The 17,080-nt window shown below is 41.1% G+C and carries 25 protein-coding genes and 1 pseudogene; 17 read left to right on the plus strand and 9 right to left on the minus strand.

Translation table 11 applies throughout. The features are described 5' to 3' along the window. The 9 genes and pseudogenes from DRZ93_RS14070 to DRZ93_RS13370 form a co-directional block, all read right to left on the minus strand. A pseudogene (locus DRZ93_RS14070) lies at window positions 1-227 on the minus strand (lysozyme); the annotation flags it as partial. 99 nt (window positions 228-326) lie between these two features. Next, window positions 327-929 (minus strand): lysozyme family protein, encoded by a 603-nt coding sequence (locus DRZ93_RS13335; protein ID WP_113745462.1) that lies wholly within the window; start codon window positions 927-929, stop codon window positions 327-329. Then, complete coding sequence (locus DRZ93_RS13340; RefSeq protein WP_113745461.1) at window positions 929-1,390, minus strand: phage holin family protein; 462 nt, start codon at window positions 1,388-1,390, stop codon at window positions 929-931. Before DRZ93_RS13340 ends, DRZ93_RS13335 begins: the two co-directional genes overlap by 1 nt. Before the next feature lie 314 nt (window positions 1,391-1,704). Beyond that, window positions 1,705-2,145, minus strand: a complete 441-nt coding sequence (locus DRZ93_RS13345; protein WP_113744192.1) for a hypothetical protein — start codon at window positions 2,143-2,145, stop codon at window positions 1,705-1,707. 255 nt (window positions 2,146-2,400) lie between these two features. After that, window positions 2,401-2,775 carry a RusA family crossover junction endodeoxyribonuclease gene (locus DRZ93_RS13350; RefSeq protein ID WP_113744190.1) on the minus strand — a complete coding sequence of 125 codons (375 nt, stop codon included), beginning with the start codon at window positions 2,773-2,775 and terminating at the stop codon, window positions 2,401-2,403. Continuing rightward, on the minus strand, window positions 2,769-3,821 hold the full coding sequence (locus DRZ93_RS13355; protein ID WP_113745460.1) for a bifunctional DNA primase/polymerase: 1,053 nt from the start codon (window positions 3,819-3,821) through the stop codon (window positions 2,769-2,771). Before DRZ93_RS13355 ends, DRZ93_RS13350 begins: the two co-directional genes overlap by 7 nt. Continuing rightward, complete coding sequence (locus DRZ93_RS13360) at window positions 3,818-5,635, minus strand: DnaB-like helicase C-terminal domain-containing protein (protein ID WP_113746757.1); 1,818 nt, start codon at window positions 5,633-5,635, stop codon at window positions 3,818-3,820. Before DRZ93_RS13360 ends, DRZ93_RS13355 begins: the two co-directional genes overlap by 4 nt. Beyond that, window positions 5,635-6,711, minus strand: a complete 1,077-nt coding sequence (locus DRZ93_RS13365) for a hypothetical protein (RefSeq protein WP_146741125.1) — start codon at window positions 6,709-6,711, stop codon at window positions 5,635-5,637. Before DRZ93_RS13365 ends, DRZ93_RS13360 begins: the two co-directional genes overlap by 1 nt. A 269-nt stretch (window positions 6,712-6,980) precedes the next feature. Next, the gene (locus tag DRZ93_RS13370) at window positions 6,981-7,217 is read right to left on the minus strand and encodes a MarR family transcriptional regulator (RefSeq protein ID WP_113745457.1); all 237 of its coding nucleotides are present in this window, start codon (window positions 7,215-7,217) and stop codon (window positions 6,981-6,983) included. A 171-nt stretch (window positions 7,218-7,388) separates the two neighbouring features. Between DRZ93_RS13370 and DRZ93_RS14075 the strand changes: the two genes are divergently transcribed. From DRZ93_RS14075 to DRZ93_RS13450, 17 genes are all read left to right on the plus strand, one after another. After that, complete coding sequence (locus tag DRZ93_RS14075) at window positions 7,389-7,613, plus strand: helix-turn-helix domain-containing protein (protein WP_113746759.1); 225 nt, start codon at window positions 7,389-7,391, stop codon at window positions 7,611-7,613. After that, the gene (locus DRZ93_RS13380; protein WP_281268134.1) at window positions 7,580-7,987 is read left to right on the plus strand and encodes a LexA family protein; all 408 of its coding nucleotides are present in this window, start codon (window positions 7,580-7,582) and stop codon (window positions 7,985-7,987) included. The genes DRZ93_RS14075 and DRZ93_RS13380 overlap by 34 nt, the downstream gene beginning before the upstream one ends. A 233-nt stretch (window positions 7,988-8,220) precedes the next feature. Then, a complete protein-coding gene (locus DRZ93_RS13385; protein ID WP_113745455.1) occupies window positions 8,221-8,415 on the plus strand; it encodes a hypothetical protein in 195 nt (64 codons plus the stop codon). Window positions 8,416-8,523: 108 nt separating this feature from the next. Next, window positions 8,524-9,612: a YqaJ viral recombinase family nuclease gene (locus DRZ93_RS13390; RefSeq protein WP_113744183.1), complete on the plus strand. Its 1,089-nt coding sequence runs from the start codon at window positions 8,524-8,526 to the stop codon at window positions 9,610-9,612. Between the two features lie 14 nt (window positions 9,613-9,626). Next, window positions 9,627-10,721 (plus strand): hypothetical protein, encoded by a 1,095-nt coding sequence (locus DRZ93_RS13395; RefSeq protein ID WP_113746204.1) that lies wholly within the window; start codon window positions 9,627-9,629, stop codon window positions 10,719-10,721. Window positions 10,722-10,749: 28 nt separating this feature from the next. After that, a complete protein-coding gene (locus tag DRZ93_RS13400) occupies window positions 10,750-11,487 on the plus strand; it encodes a hypothetical protein (RefSeq protein ID WP_113746763.1) in 738 nt (245 codons plus the stop codon). A 9-nt stretch (window positions 11,488-11,496) separates the two neighbouring features. Next, the gene (locus DRZ93_RS13405) at window positions 11,497-11,751 is read left to right on the plus strand and encodes a hypothetical protein (RefSeq protein ID WP_113744180.1); all 255 of its coding nucleotides are present in this window, start codon (window positions 11,497-11,499) and stop codon (window positions 11,749-11,751) included. Window positions 11,752-11,753: 2 nt separating this feature from the next. Next, entirely contained in the window at window positions 11,754-11,957 is a 204-nt protein-coding gene (locus tag DRZ93_RS13410) for a helix-turn-helix transcriptional regulator (protein WP_113744179.1), read from the plus strand. 2 nt (window positions 11,958-11,959) lie between these two features. Continuing rightward, entirely contained in the window at window positions 11,960-12,172 is a 213-nt protein-coding gene (locus DRZ93_RS13415) for a hypothetical protein (RefSeq protein ID WP_113746764.1), read from the plus strand. Continuing rightward, the gene (locus DRZ93_RS13420; RefSeq protein WP_113746765.1) at window positions 12,169-13,857 is read left to right on the plus strand and encodes a DEAD/DEAH box helicase; all 1,689 of its coding nucleotides are present in this window, start codon (window positions 12,169-12,171) and stop codon (window positions 13,855-13,857) included. The genes DRZ93_RS13415 and DRZ93_RS13420 overlap by 4 nt, the downstream gene beginning before the upstream one ends. A gap of 20 nt (window positions 13,858-13,877) precedes the next feature. After that, a complete protein-coding gene (locus DRZ93_RS13425; RefSeq protein WP_113744176.1) occupies window positions 13,878-14,171 on the plus strand; it encodes a hypothetical protein in 294 nt (97 codons plus the stop codon). A gap of 13 nt (window positions 14,172-14,184) precedes the next feature. Further along, the gene (locus DRZ93_RS13430) at window positions 14,185-14,856 is read left to right on the plus strand and encodes a hypothetical protein (protein ID WP_113746207.1); all 672 of its coding nucleotides are present in this window, start codon (window positions 14,185-14,187) and stop codon (window positions 14,854-14,856) included. Between the two features lie 3 nt (window positions 14,857-14,859). After that, complete coding sequence (locus tag DRZ93_RS13435; RefSeq protein WP_113746084.1) at window positions 14,860-15,309, plus strand: EAF7 family protein; 450 nt, start codon at window positions 14,860-14,862, stop codon at window positions 15,307-15,309. A gap of 1 nt (window position 15,310) precedes the next feature. Continuing rightward, complete coding sequence (locus tag DRZ93_RS13440; RefSeq protein WP_113746085.1) at window positions 15,311-15,757, plus strand: hypothetical protein; 447 nt, start codon at window positions 15,311-15,313, stop codon at window positions 15,755-15,757. A 7-nt stretch (window positions 15,758-15,764) separates the two neighbouring features. Further along, window positions 15,765-15,941: a hypothetical protein gene (locus DRZ93_RS13605; protein WP_172458083.1), complete on the plus strand. Its 177-nt coding sequence runs from the start codon at window positions 15,765-15,767 to the stop codon at window positions 15,939-15,941. Window positions 15,942-16,050: 109 nt separating this feature from the next. Further along, window positions 16,051-16,239: a hypothetical protein gene (locus tag DRZ93_RS13445; RefSeq protein ID WP_113744172.1), complete on the plus strand. Its 189-nt coding sequence runs from the start codon at window positions 16,051-16,053 to the stop codon at window positions 16,237-16,239. Window positions 16,240-16,244: 5 nt separating this feature from the next. Then, complete coding sequence (locus tag DRZ93_RS13450; protein WP_113746086.1) at window positions 16,245-17,051, plus strand: TIGR02391 family protein; 807 nt, start codon at window positions 16,245-16,247, stop codon at window positions 17,049-17,051. The last annotated feature ends 29 nt before the right edge of the window (window positions 17,052-17,080 follow it).

Below are 17,080 nucleotides of genomic sequence, written 5' to 3' on the forward strand. Positions count from 1 at the left end.
AAATTGATTCTGATTGACTTCAATGTTTTTCTGCTGTAAAAGGACAGAGACACCCTGCTCAAAACGCTCAAGGTCAATCTTCAACAGCTCATTAGCTGCCTCTTGAGTGATCACATTGCCTTCTTCACATCTGGGCCGGTATGACCATATCCAATGGTCCACACTCCTGCGGGGCACTTATAGGCCCTTGTTCTTAATCCTTCAAATTCTTTAATCAAAGAATGCATGCACTTGATGCCTTCATACTATTTTCCCTTTTAAAATTAAACAATAACTTAAAAAGCCAATGACACAAGCTGAGCCAAGGCATGTAAGCAATATTCCATTTAGGCTAATCTCACTAGTTGAAGTCCTGTATTCTCATTCTCAATGGCACAGTAACCCTCGCGCTCAATAGCATCGTTAAGGGTTTCAATGTTCAATGGGCTGACCTTGGCAAAGGTAAAGGGCAGATAATCTTCACCCTTAAAGTATGCTCGCCGTGCAAAGGCCCTCTTAATATGTTTCATTGACACCTGCCCTTCTAAGTCTACGACCCAGCGCAGAAATTGATCAGCAGCTGCATCAAAAGAGCCATACTTGATAAGCTCAATCAGGCTATGAGGCCTAAAATCAGCAAGTTTAAAGACATCATCAGTTAAAAGATCGATCAATGCATCATAGTGCCTTTGCTCTACCTTATACCCCTGCAGCCACTTGCCAAGCCTAAAGCACTCGTAGTAAAGGTCAGCTCTCCAAACTTTGAAGATCTTTTTATCGTCCCAGGTGCTATTCTGAGTGAAAGGCTCAATATCTTGGTTGGTGTGATTAAGTCCGATTTTTAGAACGTTATCAGCAGGGTCGGTAAAGGCTGTTCTTGATACTTTGTAAAAATATGTCTGAAATCTTGCTAAATTGATTGACGGCTTTAATAGGTTAACATTCTCCATCAGTTCCTCTTATCAAGTGGCATAGGAGGTTCAGGCACCTGATATCCTCCTGTGCTTGAATTCATTTTGCCGGATGTGCCTGGCGTCCTCTGCTGTGCTGTCTGACTTTTAATTTTTATATCCTCAGCTACGGTCTGGCTCATAACCGGTACTCTTTGAGAGATGACAGTGTGAAAGACTTTAGAGGTCAGCATGATGATAGACTCTGTACCCATAGCGCCAAAGGCTGCGCCTATGAATGGTATCAGCTCAGGCTTGATGTCAAAGTATTCTAATGCGGGCACGACAAAGACAAGAAGCAGCAGGGCGCACATGAAATTAGATATAGCCCTTTCAAAGCGTGGCTTTTTCTCGCCTGAGGTGTAATCCCTATATCCTTTGACAGCCCATGCAGCAAAAAGGCCGAAGGTTGTATAGACTTCAACGGAGTGCTCGGCGGCCCATATGTAGAACCTTTCCATTTTGGACCTCCAGAAACAAAAAAAAAGCCGTGACTTTGGATCACAGCTTGGAGTTTAATGCATAAGTTATAAAATTTTTTCAAATTCCCTACGGGCGCAACGCGACGCGGGGACCATGTTGTCAATATACCCTTTTACGTACACATGCGCAATAGCGCTATAAATAAAATTGATAAGGTTTATCATCTATGAATTAAATTATTGATATTTAAAGAAATTTAATTAAAAATAGCGTTGAAAAAATATAGATAATTTATGCATCTTTTATGCATCTTTTATGCAAAGTTCTTATTTTTTGCAATTTTGACCCTTGCCTAAGCAACACAACGCTGCCTTATTTTTTCAATAAACAGAGCCAATAATTCTGATGCATTGCGATCTTCAAGATAATAACCTTCACGCTTAAAAGCTTTGCGCATATATGACAGCGATGTTAAATCTTCTATGTTGTAATTATTGATGTATATTTCTTTAAAGAGCTTATAGCCAAGCTCATCATGAAAGCGCACAATGCTGACTTTGTTATCAATAAACAACCCTATCTCATCTGTAATATATAAAACATTGCGCTTCCCCTCTGCTATCTCACCCTCACTGCCCTTGATTCCAAGGAAGGTCACATACTTAGGGTTATCAAGGCCAATACGGGACCATATAGCATACTGACTCAACAGGTGCCTAAACTCTGTATGTCTGCCATTGCAGTCTTTCACTCTGGCTATGTCTCTTACATCTGCAATTGTCATGTAGCGCATTGTCTGCCCTTAAATACGGACTAAAAATTTATTAAAGCTTTGATAATTAAAAATACAGCAAATGCAAAACACGCTGTAATAAAAAATAAAGCAAATATACCCGGCATTTTAAAACTAAAGTTTCTTTGAATCTTTATACAACAAATAGGCAATAACACCTAAAACAATAGCCAATGAAAACAGGCTAAACATAGCTACAATCAATCCTGGCATTTTATATCTCCATGTTTCTATAATGCAATTATATAACGTATTTTATAAAATCCAATCAGCCAAAGGATCACTCTCTGACTTTGGCCATATCGCAAGAGTACATGATCCAGGTGGCAGCACTCCCTGCCTTTTTACAATGAGGTCACAGACTTGGCTATCATCATTCCACACCCCTGCCAAGGTCAATGTGTCCTGCAAGGCTTTAAGGTAATTGTCTAAGTCTCTGCGGGCATTGTCAGGAAAATAAAAATCAATGTAAAGATAGACATCACAGCTAAAAGGCTCAAACCCCTCAGGCAGCTGCTTTAAAATTCTTTTGCGCTCTCTGTACTTCCAATCATTCCATGCTGTCTTATGCTTGATATTGCCAAGCTTCTGATTTAGTGACGGTGGCATGGTCAGCTGAAGTATTAGCATAGGTACTCCTTATATCGCTCGCAGGTACGCTCTATAAAATATCGCTCATATAGTTCTATAACACTGCTCTGCATAGTTGTATTAATTCCCTTGGACGCCAGCACGCCCATAAGGTGTAATTTGTACGGTTCGTAAATCTGTTCAAAGGCCAGGGCGTGCAGCTGCATGACTTCCATGTCTTTAACCTGCTGCATCTCTTTAACTGCTTGCACCAAGGGCTGTGCCTGCGCTGTCTGTGGTAATCGTCTGATTGTTTGCCCATCATAGAAGTCACATAGGGCACGCAGGATAATCTCATCGCCCACATCAATGAGAAAAGAGTAAATCCTGTTATGGTTGTGTAGCACATCATAAGCGATTACAGCCTTAACCTTCTGCACAGCGTCATTAAAGCCATAGTTGAATACAAGCGCTCCCTTTAGCGCATGCTCCTGTATCGTATTGCAGTAGGCTACCTTGATGCGGGTTATCTTATCTGCATCTAGCTCAGGTAAATCAGAAGGTGAGACTTGGACGATAAATGTGGTATCAGGATATTCACTGTAAAGCTTCTCATGCTCTGGATAGGCGCCAAAGACAACGCTCAAGTCTTTTTTAATCTCAAGGTCAAACTTCCTGCCATCATCACATACAACAGAGGGGCCAAGGTGAAGAGGCAGCTCTTGCTTAACCTCAAAAGGCGCCCTAAAGAAAATCTTACAGCCCTTTTTGCCTGAGGTCGTGAACAGCTGAGGTACAAGGTCGGCACGATTGATGCGTCTTATAAAATCATCGGTAAAGTCAGAGCTCGGAAAGTCTAAATCAAAGGCACACAGCTGTGTATTATCAAGCCTTAAGGTCAGACTGTTGGCTTTGCCGTTGTCCAAATTCAACATACACCACTCAAGCAGCTGCGCCCTATCAACACCCTTCCACTTGTGCAGGTTTGGAAGCTTGCCTCGTGAGCCAATAACATCAAAGCCCCGAGAATAGAGCCCCTGCGCCACGTTCTTTAATGCCAAAGGCAAAGATGCAGCAGTGACCCCAGCCTCTTCCATTGAGATCATAATTCACCATCCCCCACCATATAAGCCACCTCAAGATCCATATCATCAGCACTCTTAGGCTCAACACCTGGCGCTATTTCATAGTCCTCATCTCGTGGAGTGAACTCATCAAGTACATTATCAGCACTAATTGAAGGCTTAACTGTGGCAACACTTTGATCAAAGATTTTAGAATTTGAATAAGAGCCATCTAGCACATGGAAACCACCGCCTGTGGTTCTTGTAAGCTCAAAATGCACTGATGTTGATGCATAGCGTGACTTGGCCACCACCATTTTAAAGTTTGACTTTTCATCATCCTTAAACAGAATAAGGGCAAGAGCGACATCACGCACAACACCTGAGGATCCTGCAATGTCATAAAGGGTCGGCTCTTTTTTCTTTTTGCCCTTGTCAAACTGTGGCTTGGTCAGCTGAGTCAGAACAAGAATGGCAGTATCACTATCCTGCGCCAGGGCTACAAGCTGACGCATAACATCGGAAATCTGCTCCCACTGCTCGCCCCTTTTATATCTGTCGTTTTCAATAATTTGCAGATAGTCAATGACAATCAGATCTACATCGCCTATAAACTTGGCACTGTCTACACTGCTCTTGATATCATTGATAGACATTGAGCGCCCACCGATGATTTTTAAATTGTTGTTCAGATCGTAGGCCTGCTTAAACTCATTAAAAGCTTTATGTGGAAAGCCGTGCTCCTTGACCATCTTTTCGGTCACTTTCATTTTGACCATAAACAGACGCTGTGCGATTGAATCCACACTCATCTCGGCGGTGAAAAATAAAACGCGCTTATTGTTGTCAATGGCACGCAGGGCAGACTCAATGCCAAAGTAGGTCTTACCCACACCTGTATGTGCTGCCAAGATGGAGACCTCACCACGTCTGTAACCATAGACTTGATTGTCAATGCTCTGATAGCCTGTTGATATATACAGGTGGTTAAAGACATCAGGATCGCTTATATCATTAAGGGCAGAGTTACAGCTTTTTAAAACCTCATCTCTTTCTTTGAGCTCTTTAAGTCCTGTATTGGAGCCAAGGCACATCATGGCCTGATTGGTTAGATCTTTCATATCTGAGGCACTGCCCTCAAGTGCTGCTTTGATATTGGCCTTTGATATATTGATAATCTGCAATCTTGATGCCTTGTCTATCATCTGCTCCATCTGTTCGCACAGCGTGTCAAAGGTCACAGGAGAGGATGCGCTTGTTACAGCCTTAAACAGCTCATCAGACACATTAAACTTGTGCAGGGTCTGCCTAAACTCTTTGAGGACAAAGATGCTGTGAGTCTTGGTATGTTCATACAGGGCCTTGAATATGCCCACATGTTCCACAGGGATCTTTTTAATGCTGTTTTTATAGCGTGAGATGAATTTACTTCTGTCCTCGGCAGTGCAATACATAATCAAATTTGCTATAATCAAAGAGCTTAAGTTTTTGATGCTGTCATAGAGTGTCATCTCTGCCGCTTCTGATGACTTAAGCTCTACAGCAGCATCATCCACTTTTGATTTGTTTGAGAATACTTGTCCCTGGCGCATTGAGAAACCTCTCTCCTGCGCCTTTTTAATAAGCACGCCTATCCCTATTCCCTGATTATCTTTATAAAACAAACTCTTCTCATGTTTAGCAGCAGCTGCATCATGCTTATCACTCCTTGATGCCCATGAGACGCATCTGTTAAAGACATCACCGTCACCAGGGAAGGCATTCCCCAGCGCACGGAAGACGTCCACCCACTCATCACGCTCACTTGGTTCAAAGTAGTTTAAAAGCTCTGCCACCTGTGCTTTATCAAAATTCATTATTCACCCTCCTTAAAAATAGCATCCAAGGTTTCATCTAAAGTCACGGCAGGCAGCTTAAACTGCGTATATGCTTTGTTAAAGACGCCCCATATACTTGCAAAGTAATCAAGCATTTCCTTATCTGAGGCATTGAGAAAGACATCCTCGTTTTTTGTAAATTTAAAGAGATCTCTCCATGTGTCATGCATATCGTTGTGATACCTGAAGCGATACAGGCAGAAATGTATAAACCATGCATTGATAATGATGATTAGCTCTTTGGTGCCTATGTACTTTTTGGCAATAATGTCATAACCGCTAAAGTCATAGCCCTCACGGCAGTGGCGTCTTATTTTTCTCAAAGCTTTATCATCAAAGGCAAAGTAATGAGCCTCAGCCCATGTAGGTGTAAGTTTCATTTTTTCATCTTTCTGAAACAGCCACTTTTGCAACATCAGGCGATCAAAGAGTCTGCCAAAGGTTTCAATGTAGTTATCCTCACCGTCTCTGTACTTTCTAAATAAGATTTTGCAGTTATTAAGAATCACTGTTTGAAAGTAATCAAGAAAGTGAACGCCCTTGGATGGGTCGTAATGACCAAGAGCATAGTCAAGCACGGGCTCAAGATTAAATTCACACCTGCCTGCATGATCGTGATAAAAGTACTTGCAACATAAGAGCTCTCTGGCCCACTCTTTGATATTTGTATAAATCCAATCAGTCAGAGCTTCATAAGGCCCACCATCAAAAGGGATAGTCTTTTTAGCCTCTGTCAAATCACAACGAAATACATCCTTGTCTTTGAACAATTGGTCTAAATTATTTTTATAAAATTTGAGTAAAAACCTTTCTATATATATTCTTAGGTTTCTTAGGTTTCTTAGGTTATTAGTTGTACACGCCTTGTGTACATTGACGTCACACTGTGTGTACATTGAGGTGTCAGAGTGTGTACAACTAGAAGTAACATCTTGTGTACGACTAGATGTATCTGTATGAGTACAACTAGTTGTACACGCCTTGTGTACATTGACGTCATCGGTCTTACAGGCTAAAAGTTCCCAGTTAGGCGTAATCACTCTAGATCCGTGCATGTGTAAACCTGTACGAGACACTTTGATCAAATCTCCACTTTTTAACACCTGAAGCGCTCTTGCAATTTGAGTGCGATACAGAGGAAAAGGGATCATCTCTTGAATTTTTGCATCCGAAAGGACACAGTGCCCTTTTTTCTTTGCCATGTGACAAGCTTTACCTAAAATGAATAACGCTAACAGCTCCGAGACTCCACATTTTTTAAATATGCCTTTTAAGCTGTTAGGGATTAAAAAAGTTTCAGCATTAAAATTATCAACTGCCCCCATCACTGTACCTCAATAATTTTTACCTTTGGATAAACAATGAGAGAACCGTCCGATCTTTGTGTCGCATATTCTGCTATTCCTTTATCCTTGAGCCTGCTTAATGTTTGAAAAAGAGCAGGCCTTGAAATTTTGAACTTAAATAAAAGATCATCTATTGAGACAAACTGATTTTTTGATAGCCCTTGAAAGAACAGAATTAATTCACATTCTCGTTTAGAAATAGAAAAAGAACGCATATATACTCTCCAAAGAAATATAATATAACTGATATTAGCATATTATATGACTTAATAAATATAAAATCTTCACCTAACAATAAAAAATATGCTTGAGACCATAAAAAACATTGAATATATGCGCTTTTCTTCCTATACTTTAAAAGTTACATATTAAGAGAGGACAATAGAATGAAGCGACGATCAAAATACTCACATTTAAGTGATAAAGAATTGGGACAAAAAATAAGGCTTTTAAGACATAGCTCAGGGCTCTTACAGTCTAACTTCTGCACAGCCATGGAGATATCTCAATCTAGACTATCTCGCATTGAGAATGGACAAGCTAGACCATCGGATCAACAAGTTGACGCTCTGCTTGAATATACAAACACGCCACCAGATTTTTTGAATTAAACTCTCCAAAGGTTGCAGGAACTGCCAGTGCTGGCTTTCCAACAGATCGCTATCCTGACGATCTAGGCACTCTGTCGGACATTGTTCCAACTCATGAGCACATCTTTATTGTGCAGGTTTCAGGCTACAGCATGGAGCCAACCATCAACAATGGAGACTTTGTTATTGTTGACTCTTTACAGAAAGATCCTCAGGATCTGCGCAATCAGATAGTATGCGCAAGAGTAGAAGATGAAGAGCACGTAATTAAGCGCCTTGTATATGAAACAGGCTGTTATTATCTTAAATCTGACAACCCTCAATTCCCTTTAATTCCTGTCCGCGCTGATACAGAGATTGAAGGCAAAGTCACAAACATCATTAAAAAACTTTAATTGTCTTTTTTTTAGCCCCCTTGCTGGGGCTTTTTTTTGCCCTAATTCCCTACAATTCCCTCCTGCTTCTTCAAATATGCACCATGGCAAACACTTGTCGCATAAAAATTACCCTATTTATCATACAGATATGCAATAAATCTGCATAAAATATTTAAAATAACTCATATATATCTTTATTTTTTCTATATTAAACATATAATATGATCAAATTCATCATAAAGAGGAAATATATGACCGAAAGCACTACATTATTAACATTTGCCCCTAATTCAACTTTAAAACTAAGACGCAGGATAGTTATTGAAAAGGTGAAGGCGCTTTTAAGCAACAAAGAAAAAGAGGCTGTTATCAACGAATACAAAGCCTTAATTGATGAACTAGCACAAATTGATGATAGAGAAAAATCCAATGACCAAAGAATTTAAACACTGGATGAGTGAATCAATGAACAAAGAGGCTTTCTTGTTTGCCCTTATTTCAACAGTTCTATTTTTTGCAGTGGCAACACTGTTTGACTTTTTGGAGATTTTTTAATGACTGACTTACCAATAATTGAGGGTCTTACCTATGAGCAGGCAGGCGACATTCATGATAAGCGCACAGCCAAAATCAACCAAATGATCGCAGATAAAGGCCTTACAGGCTATGACAAATGGCTTGCAGAGCGTCAGTGCGGTCTTGGTGGCTCTGATGTGGCTGTAATCCTTGGCCTTAGCAAATACAAGAGCCCTTATGAGCTTTGGCTTGAAAAGACAGGACGTGCAGAGCCTTTCAAGGGCAATGATGCCACACACTGGGGTCAGAGACTTGAGGACGTTATAGCAGAAGAATACGCAGAGCGCACAGGCATGATGCTACACACCTGTCCGACTCTGAATGATAACACATGTTTTTGGCTGTTCGGCTCTCCTGATCGCATTGTAACAACCAAGGAGAATCCAAACTCACCTGTATCTATTTTAGAAATAAAAACAACAAGGCGCAACACAGCTACTAACGAGATAGACGACAACGGAGACACCGTCATGCTGTGGGGCCCTGGCAACAAGTACATAAATGGCAAGCTTGCCGTGCAGGATTCTCAAGTCCCTATGGAGTACATCTTACAAGTTCACGTGTATATGCTCCTTACCGGTGTCAGAACCTGTGACCTTGCTGTCCTAATGCAGACCTCTGACTATCGTGTCTATACCATTGACTTTGATCTAGAGGTAGCTGTTGAACTCCATAGGAACACATATGAGTGGTGGGTTAAGCATGTTCTTCTAGATCAGGAGCCTCCAAAGACTATCAAGGATCTAAAGAATGCAGAGCACTCAAGTGACTATGCTCAGGTAGATGCAGACATTAAAAACGCTGTCATTAGCTACAGAGAGATTAAGGACCAAATAAAGGCACTTGAAAAGCAGGCAGACACACTGCAAGAGAAGATAGTCACAGCTATCGGAGAAAACGAAGGCATTCAAGATGCAAACGGTGCCGTCCTGGCTACCTACAAGCTTCAAAAGGGCAGAATCTCAATCAATAAAGATCTCTTAGAGATTGAGCACCCAGAGCTATATGCCCGCTATAGAGTTCAGGGCGCAAATTTCAGAGTTTTAAGAACAAAAGCAATTAATTAAAAAGGAATATAAAAATGGCAGATTTTAACGTATCAAACTTCAATACAAGACCAACCGTTGTGGGCGCACAGCCCACTTCTAATGGCTTTAACAGCTTTCAGCCACAGCAGGCCCCACAGGTTCAGCCTATGCAGGCCTTTCAGCCACAGCCACAGATGACACCGCAGATGATGCAGTCAAATGCTTTTATCCCTTCTGCCCCTCCTGTTCCTGTGCCTCCTGCTCCAATGGTGCCAAGTGCTGAGACTCTTGCCCATGACTTTGGCCATGTTGAGTCTGATACCTCTGTAGCTATGGCAATGGAAGAGGCTGGCAGAAAGGTGGTAAATGGCTTTAATGTACTGCCTAAGACCATCAATGATGCTAGAGAGTACGCCAAGTATTTAAGTTTTTCTTTACTAGTGCCTGCTGCACTGCGCTCAACCGATACAGTAGATCATAGTGTTGATGTTTTTCTGATCATAGCTGCAGGTCAGCGTTTTGACCTGTCTCCTGAGATGGCCCTAAGAGCCTTCTATGTAGCGAACGGCCGTGTAGATATGTTTGTCAAAGCCAAGGCCGGTATCTGCATCAAGTACGGCTCATGGTCTTATAAGGTAGAGCAGCAGCCTGGCTACTATGGTGTGACTTATTCAGGCTACAGAAAAGACAGACCTAATGAACCTCACTCTGTGACCTATTCAACAGCAGACGCACAGCTGCGCAACCTTGTGGCCATTGACGCCAACGGCAACATTTTCGGACAAGGCAAATGGGCAGACAAATGGCCTGACATGATCAGAATTCGCGCCCTGGGCCGTTTCCTTGATGAAGTGTTCCCTGATGTTATCGGTGGCTACACCTCAAGAGAGGAAATGGAAGATCTTGATGCCCTGCCTGTAGCATCTGAGCACAAAGAAGGCCAGCCTGCCAAGGAGAGCAAATCAGTCAAAGATGCGCTTAAAAAGACACGCACCACCAAGAAGGTAATAGGCACAACAGATAGCATTCAGCCACCTTCACTTGTGCCACCTCCACAGGTACTGTCTCAGATGAATGCCAAAGCAGAAGGCCCACACATTGAAGAGATTAAAGAGCCTGTGCTTGATGCTGACAACCCACCATTTTAATTTTTGAATTTAATAGGAGTAAAACAACATGATTGAACTAGGAAATGTACAGACCTTAACTGACGAGAAGTTTTTTGCATCTCTTGACGGTCTGCCATACATCAACAATTCAGGCGTGTACGATGCTGTGATTATTGATGCAATTGCAGGCGCTAGACAGAACGACCCTAATCACAAGGTCATCTCCCTTGGCCTGCTGTGCACCGATGCAGATGGCAAAAAGGGCCGTATGAACCTGTCCATTGATTTATCACAGACAGAGTTCTCACACCACACAACCAACCTGGCCTATCTGCTTGGCTCTGTTGATCAGACCGGCAGGGTATACATTGACGACCAGGTGAAGCAGCTGCCAAAACCTCTTCCTGATGGTCGCACCTCTTTGACCATTATTGCCAACTTCATACAGAAGCAGATAAAGGTAGCCGTGCGCCGTTCATCCAAGACCAATCAAAAAGGCGTGCCTTACTTCTCTGTCGTGGCCTTTTTCAATCCACAAGGGCAAAGCGCTATTGAGCTTGCAAGAGGTCAGCAACCACAGAAGATCCACGAGGCTATGGCAACCTTGCAGAGTGAGGGCAATGAGATGCTGACTATCAGCAATCAGGCTCCACAGCAGCAGGCTCCAGCTTATGGCCAAGGTGCTGCACAGAACATTTACGGCCAGACAGCACAACAGGCTCCTGCTTATGGCCAAGGCGCCCCTAACAATATCTATGGCCAGGCAGCAGCTGCACAACAGCAGGCTAATGTAAATCCATTTTAAGGAGAAGGTGTGAATAAAGGAGAGGTTAAAGGCATAAGGGTATTTGACGTCTTCTTTCCATCTAAAACCAATTTAATGAGGGTGCTGGGCTATAAGTTCTGCCCCTCGTTCAAAGATGAGAAAGAGATAGAAGAGTGGCTTATGAAAAGGTTCAACCTGGATGACAGGGCATATCTGACAGAGCTGCTGAAGAGTCTCAAGGACAAATACGCCAAATATCTAATTGAGAAGCGATTTGAGAGGCATAAATTTAAGAGGTTTTAATCATGACAGAACAAACAAAAGTGGATATTCAGCCAATTTTTATATGCAGAGCACAGTTTAAAGAGTATGTCGGTATCAGCTATTCAACCGTATACAGGTATTTAAACAGCACCTTCAAGGGGTTTCCAAAGCCACTGATATTAGGCACCAAGGCCTTTTATAAGCTTGATGACATTAAAAAATTCGTTGCAGAGATGGAGGTTTAAAAATGGCACGTGCATTCTTAAATTTCAGAGAGAAAAAGACAGCCATTGAGGTCAAGGAAAAAGGCAACATGAGAGCTGAGATATATGAGTGGCCTAAGGCATCAAGCTTTGATGTTGTAGGATTCATGGACGGTGAGGTAGTGATGTACAGCTCTGCCATGTCCCTTGAGCATGCCAAGTCATTTGCCAAGCACTTTGTTGAAGGTGCCCTATGATTCAGCCACGTTGGTATCAGGCAGAGGCCTGCAATGAGTTCTGGCGCTTTGTGACGGAAAACTCCGATACAAATGGCAGCAGCTCAAAGAATCCTCTGCTTGTCCTGCCTACAGGTACAGGTAAAAGCATCATCATTGCCCTTATTGTACAGCGCATGCTCAAGACCTGGCCTAACACTCGCTGTCTGATGCTGACTCATGTAGGTGAGCTTGTAAAGCAGAATGCAGAAAAGATGCGCGCTGTATGGCCAGAGATAGACATGGGCATTCACAGCGCATCACTTGGCGCCAAGGATCTAGGGCACAAGGCTATCTTTGGCACAATTCAGAGTGTGGCAAGCACTTTAAGATGCTGTCGTCATACCTTTGGCGTTATCAATCTAATCATCATAGATGAGTGCCATCTGCTGTCAGAGAAGGAAAGCTCTCAGTACAGAACTGTTATATCAACTTTAAAAGCAGCCAACCCTCGCATGCGTGTCCTTGGCTTAACAGCTACACCTTATCGTATGCAGGGAGGCCTCTTAACTGAGCAGAACAACGCTATCTTTACAGATGTTGCCTACGATCTCACCAAGTCACTAAACAGACTGATTAAAGAGGGCTATCTGTCAAACTTAAGAACTCTGCATACCAAGGCAGAGGTAAAGGCAGAGGGACTGCACACAAGGGGAGGTGACTTTAAGCTTGAAGAGCTTGAGAAGGCCTGCGGTGACAGTGACATGTTAGACGCAGCACTCTTGCAGTCAGTGCAGATAGCCAAAGCAGAAGATCGCAGACATTGGCTGTGCTTTATTGCAGGCATTGAGAATACGCAGAAGGTAGCACAGAAATTGCGTGATCTAAATGTCAGAGCTTATGCTGTAAATTCAGCCAATTCAAAAGAAGACAATGCAGCTGCTATAGAAAAATTCAGAGCTGGAGATATTGACTGTCTTGTAAGTGCAGACCAATTGACCACAGGCTTTGATGTGCCCTTTGTTGATATGCTCATAATGTTAAGACCTACCAAGTCTACAGCCTTATATGTGCAGATCATTGGCCGTGCCCTGCGCCCTGCTGAGGGCAAAAAGGATGCGTTAATCTTAGACTTCGCCCGCAACATTGAAAGACATGGCCCTATCAATGCCATTGAGATAGAAAGCCATGAGCCTTCTGAGAACGAGAAAAAGAAGGGCAATAAGAGGCCATCACCTGTCAAGGCATGCCCAGAGTGCAGCACTTACATCCCTGCCACTTCAACGGTATGCCCTTACTGTGGTGCCACCATTATAAGAGAGATTGATTACAAACTTGCCACAGATGTGAAAGTCATAGAAGAAGATCTCCCTACAGGCATGGAGCCGGCATATGGAGGGCATGTGCTGCACATTGATGGTCTGAAAGTAAGTCAGGAGCTTTCAAGGAATGGTAACAACCTGCTTAAGGTGACCTTTTTAAGCAAATACAAGGGCAAGACTCACAATGTAAGCACATGGCTTGGCTTTGACTTTGGCAAAAAATCTACAGCATACCAGACAGCCAAGGAGACCTGGGGACAGTTGGCAGACACCATGGCACCGGCATCAGTTGCTGAAGCATTGGAGCGTAAAAGAGAGATTAAGCAGCCTAAGGGCATTGAAGTCATCCTGCGCAACTTCTATCAAAAGCGCTATTACGATGAGATTTTAAGATTTATTTATTAATTATAGAAGGATTATAAAAAATGGCAGAGTTTCCTTATTTTTTAAAAGTTGAAATGAACAACACAACAATTAAATGCGTCAAGACAGACGGCACCTTTTATTACTGCATCAGACATTTAGAAAAAGCTTTCCCAGGTTGCATAAAGACTGATGAAATAAAAGAGGTTAAACATGTAACTTACATTAATGACATGGGCATACAGACTTTTTATTACATGATAACAATTAACAAGCTGTACTCCATGCTTCCACTAAAAGAATGGACAGCCCTTTTTTATAAAAGTGTGCTTGTTTATTTAAAAGAAAAGAATTAATAGGAGATTGCTCATGATTAATCAGGAAGAAGCAAAAGAAATGCTTGAGTTTTTAAACATTAAGATTTTTGAAAAATATAAATCAAAAGCTAAGCTCGCAAAAATTTTAGATATGAATTATTCATATTTTATAAGTTGCACCACTGGCTCACGTTGCTTTCCACAGGATAAGAGAAAGCTGCTTTGCAGACTATTAGAGTTAAATGCAGATGAGAAAGCACAATTAAATAAATTTTTTAAAGAATATGAAAAGCAGAAGAGCCTGCCAGGTCAAAAGTCAGAAGCGCAGAAATATGAAAACACATATCCATTTGGCGTAGATGATTTATGGTTTTTAGTAAAGATTGCTCCTGATTATATTAGGTTTTTATATAAGGTACGCAAATGGGTCAAATTGGAGTATGGTTGTGCTTTTAATCTTAGTAAAAAGACAAAAACTAAAACATCTGTAATAAATAAATTAATTAATGGTTTAGTTTTAAAAAAAAGTCATGTTCAAATATTTAAAGACTTATGCAATCCAACTGATGAAGAAATTCACGCCATTGAAAACTTTTACTATAAGCAAAAGTATTATATGGAAGTTGTTTTAGAGTGCAGAAAAATCAGAAAAGAGCACGACCAAAGCAGTCAGAATTTTATAGACAGACAGATTAATGAGTATTTACATAGCGTAGGATTTTAAACGATGAAACTTAAGCAATACATGAAATTTCTAAGTCAGTACGATCCAAATCTGACTGTTGGCATTAACGTGATTACTCCGCAGAACACAGAGCTGTGGGTTTTGGATAAAAGCTCAATGCGTGTGATGGATAAGGGCACCTCTTTGACCCTATTCACTGCCAGGCTTAACAGAACAACTAACTCACGCCTGATGAAGAATGTAAAAATCCCTACTGTGGCATCACTCAAATGTACCCCCGATGAGATATGGGAGCGCATCAAGGAGCGTTACGATCTTGAAGAGCTTGAGAAGACGCTAAAAGATCCAAACGATTTATATGAAGGCATGATGGCCATAAGGACAGTAATTCAGCTTGATACAGAGAAGCTGCTGCAGCTGCTAGAAGATGTGAACTGTGTCCTTTGGATGTATGGAATTATGAAAGAGAAAGAAGCAAGAGAGGCAAAATAAAATGGCAATAAGACCTAACTTTAATTTTTTTAAACCACTTTATTCAATTAACAAAAACGGCGTGCCTTTTATAACCCTTGTGTTAGAGATAGAACGCGAATTGATCAATAAAGATGTTGTAATTGATATAAACATAGCCAAGGGCACAGTAAAGCCTTCATTACAAAGATTAAAAGGCATCGCAGAGGAATATGATTTAAGACCTTTTTCTTATTTAAAAAGAGAGGTTGAAAAAAGAACGGCATTAGAAAACATAACAGACTCAGACAAGATTGACATCTTACAGCAGGGCATCGCTGTCATGGAAAGAGAAGATCTTAGCGACATTCAAAGGCAGCACTTAAAGTTTTTCTTGGATTACATTGCCACATCTGTGGACACTGGAGACAAAACTGATGCTCTACATGATAACCCTAATTTTATGAACAGATTTACAAAAATACAGTGAGGTAGCCATGAATATAACAACCGTACTTAACCTTATCAGATGCCATGTGGAGAACGATGAGCAAGGATTTAAAGAAAACGCTTTAGAGCTTGCCAAGCATTTTGAACAAGAAGGACAAGAGGGCTTGTCAGCATACATTCTTACTCTGATGCAGGCAGTGCCTATCCTAGGGCCCCTTGATTGACTGAATTATAACCGAATTATAACCGTTTAACCGTTACTAAATCCGATGGATAAGCCATCTGTCGGATTTATAACCGAAATTATAGCCGTGAAAAAGGAGAATAATAATTATGAGCTTCCAACAGGATAAAATACAGGAAATTAAACATAAGGTTAATGAAATAGAATACAACATACAAATAGGAAATCAAGCTTTGGCTGACTCTTTGCTCACAGCCTTACTTGATGATGTTAATCTTCTTAAAATGATGACAATTGTTGAAAAAAAACAGCTATTATCAACCTCTTATAGTGAGTAAATACAATGAATCAATTATTTAGTGTATCCGAGTTAAGCGAGCTTGCAAAGCTAATTGAACAGCCCTACTCTTCTTCCTGGAATGAATTTTCAAAGGTACTTAGTTGGGGTAATTTTAACATTCTGCAGTTAAGACAAAACTGTGGCTCTAAGGTTAACTGCCTGCTATCCATTTTTCAGTATGGACAACAGAACTATCAAAATGACGGTTTTGTGTTTCAGACTATAGCAGCAGCATTTTCACCTTCTCTTATTAACACAAATCCAACATTTAAAAGAGCAATAGATGGTATAAACTCACTTTTTGAGTTAAGAAAACTACCTATATATTATGATTATACTCAAGGATATGGGCTTATTGACCTTAGGAATCCGCCAGAGGGCTATTATGGCAAACGATCAAATGCTGCCTTATTAAAGGAGCTAGAGAAACGCGGGATCTATCATAAAGTCTTAACCTATTGCTCAGATAAGAGCATTAATGGCGATGAGTTCTCTGTCCTATTTGAAGCAACAAAAGGATTGTTTGAAGAATTAAGGCGTAAAGCAAATCTAAACAGCGGTATAGATGGTCATATGCTTATTGATCAGGCTCTTTTATGTAGTCAGCCTTTAGTAAAACTTACAAAAATGGAATCAGAGCAGGATTTAAAAGATCAGAGGGCAATAGCTCTGTTATTTAAAGCTGCCTATTCAATCATAAGGAATCCTTTAGCGCACAGACCGGTAATGTTATGTGAAGGAAAGGAAGATCTGTTTGATTTATTCACTATTATTTCATACCTATACAGAAAACTTGATAACAGTAAATGAGGGGTATAATTTTTTAAACTTGCAAAAAT

This window comes from Anaerobiospirillum thomasii, from assembly GCF_900445255.1.
Taxonomy (GTDB): Bacteria; Pseudomonadota; Gammaproteobacteria; order Enterobacterales; family Succinivibrionaceae; genus Anaerobiospirillum_A; species Anaerobiospirillum_A thomasii.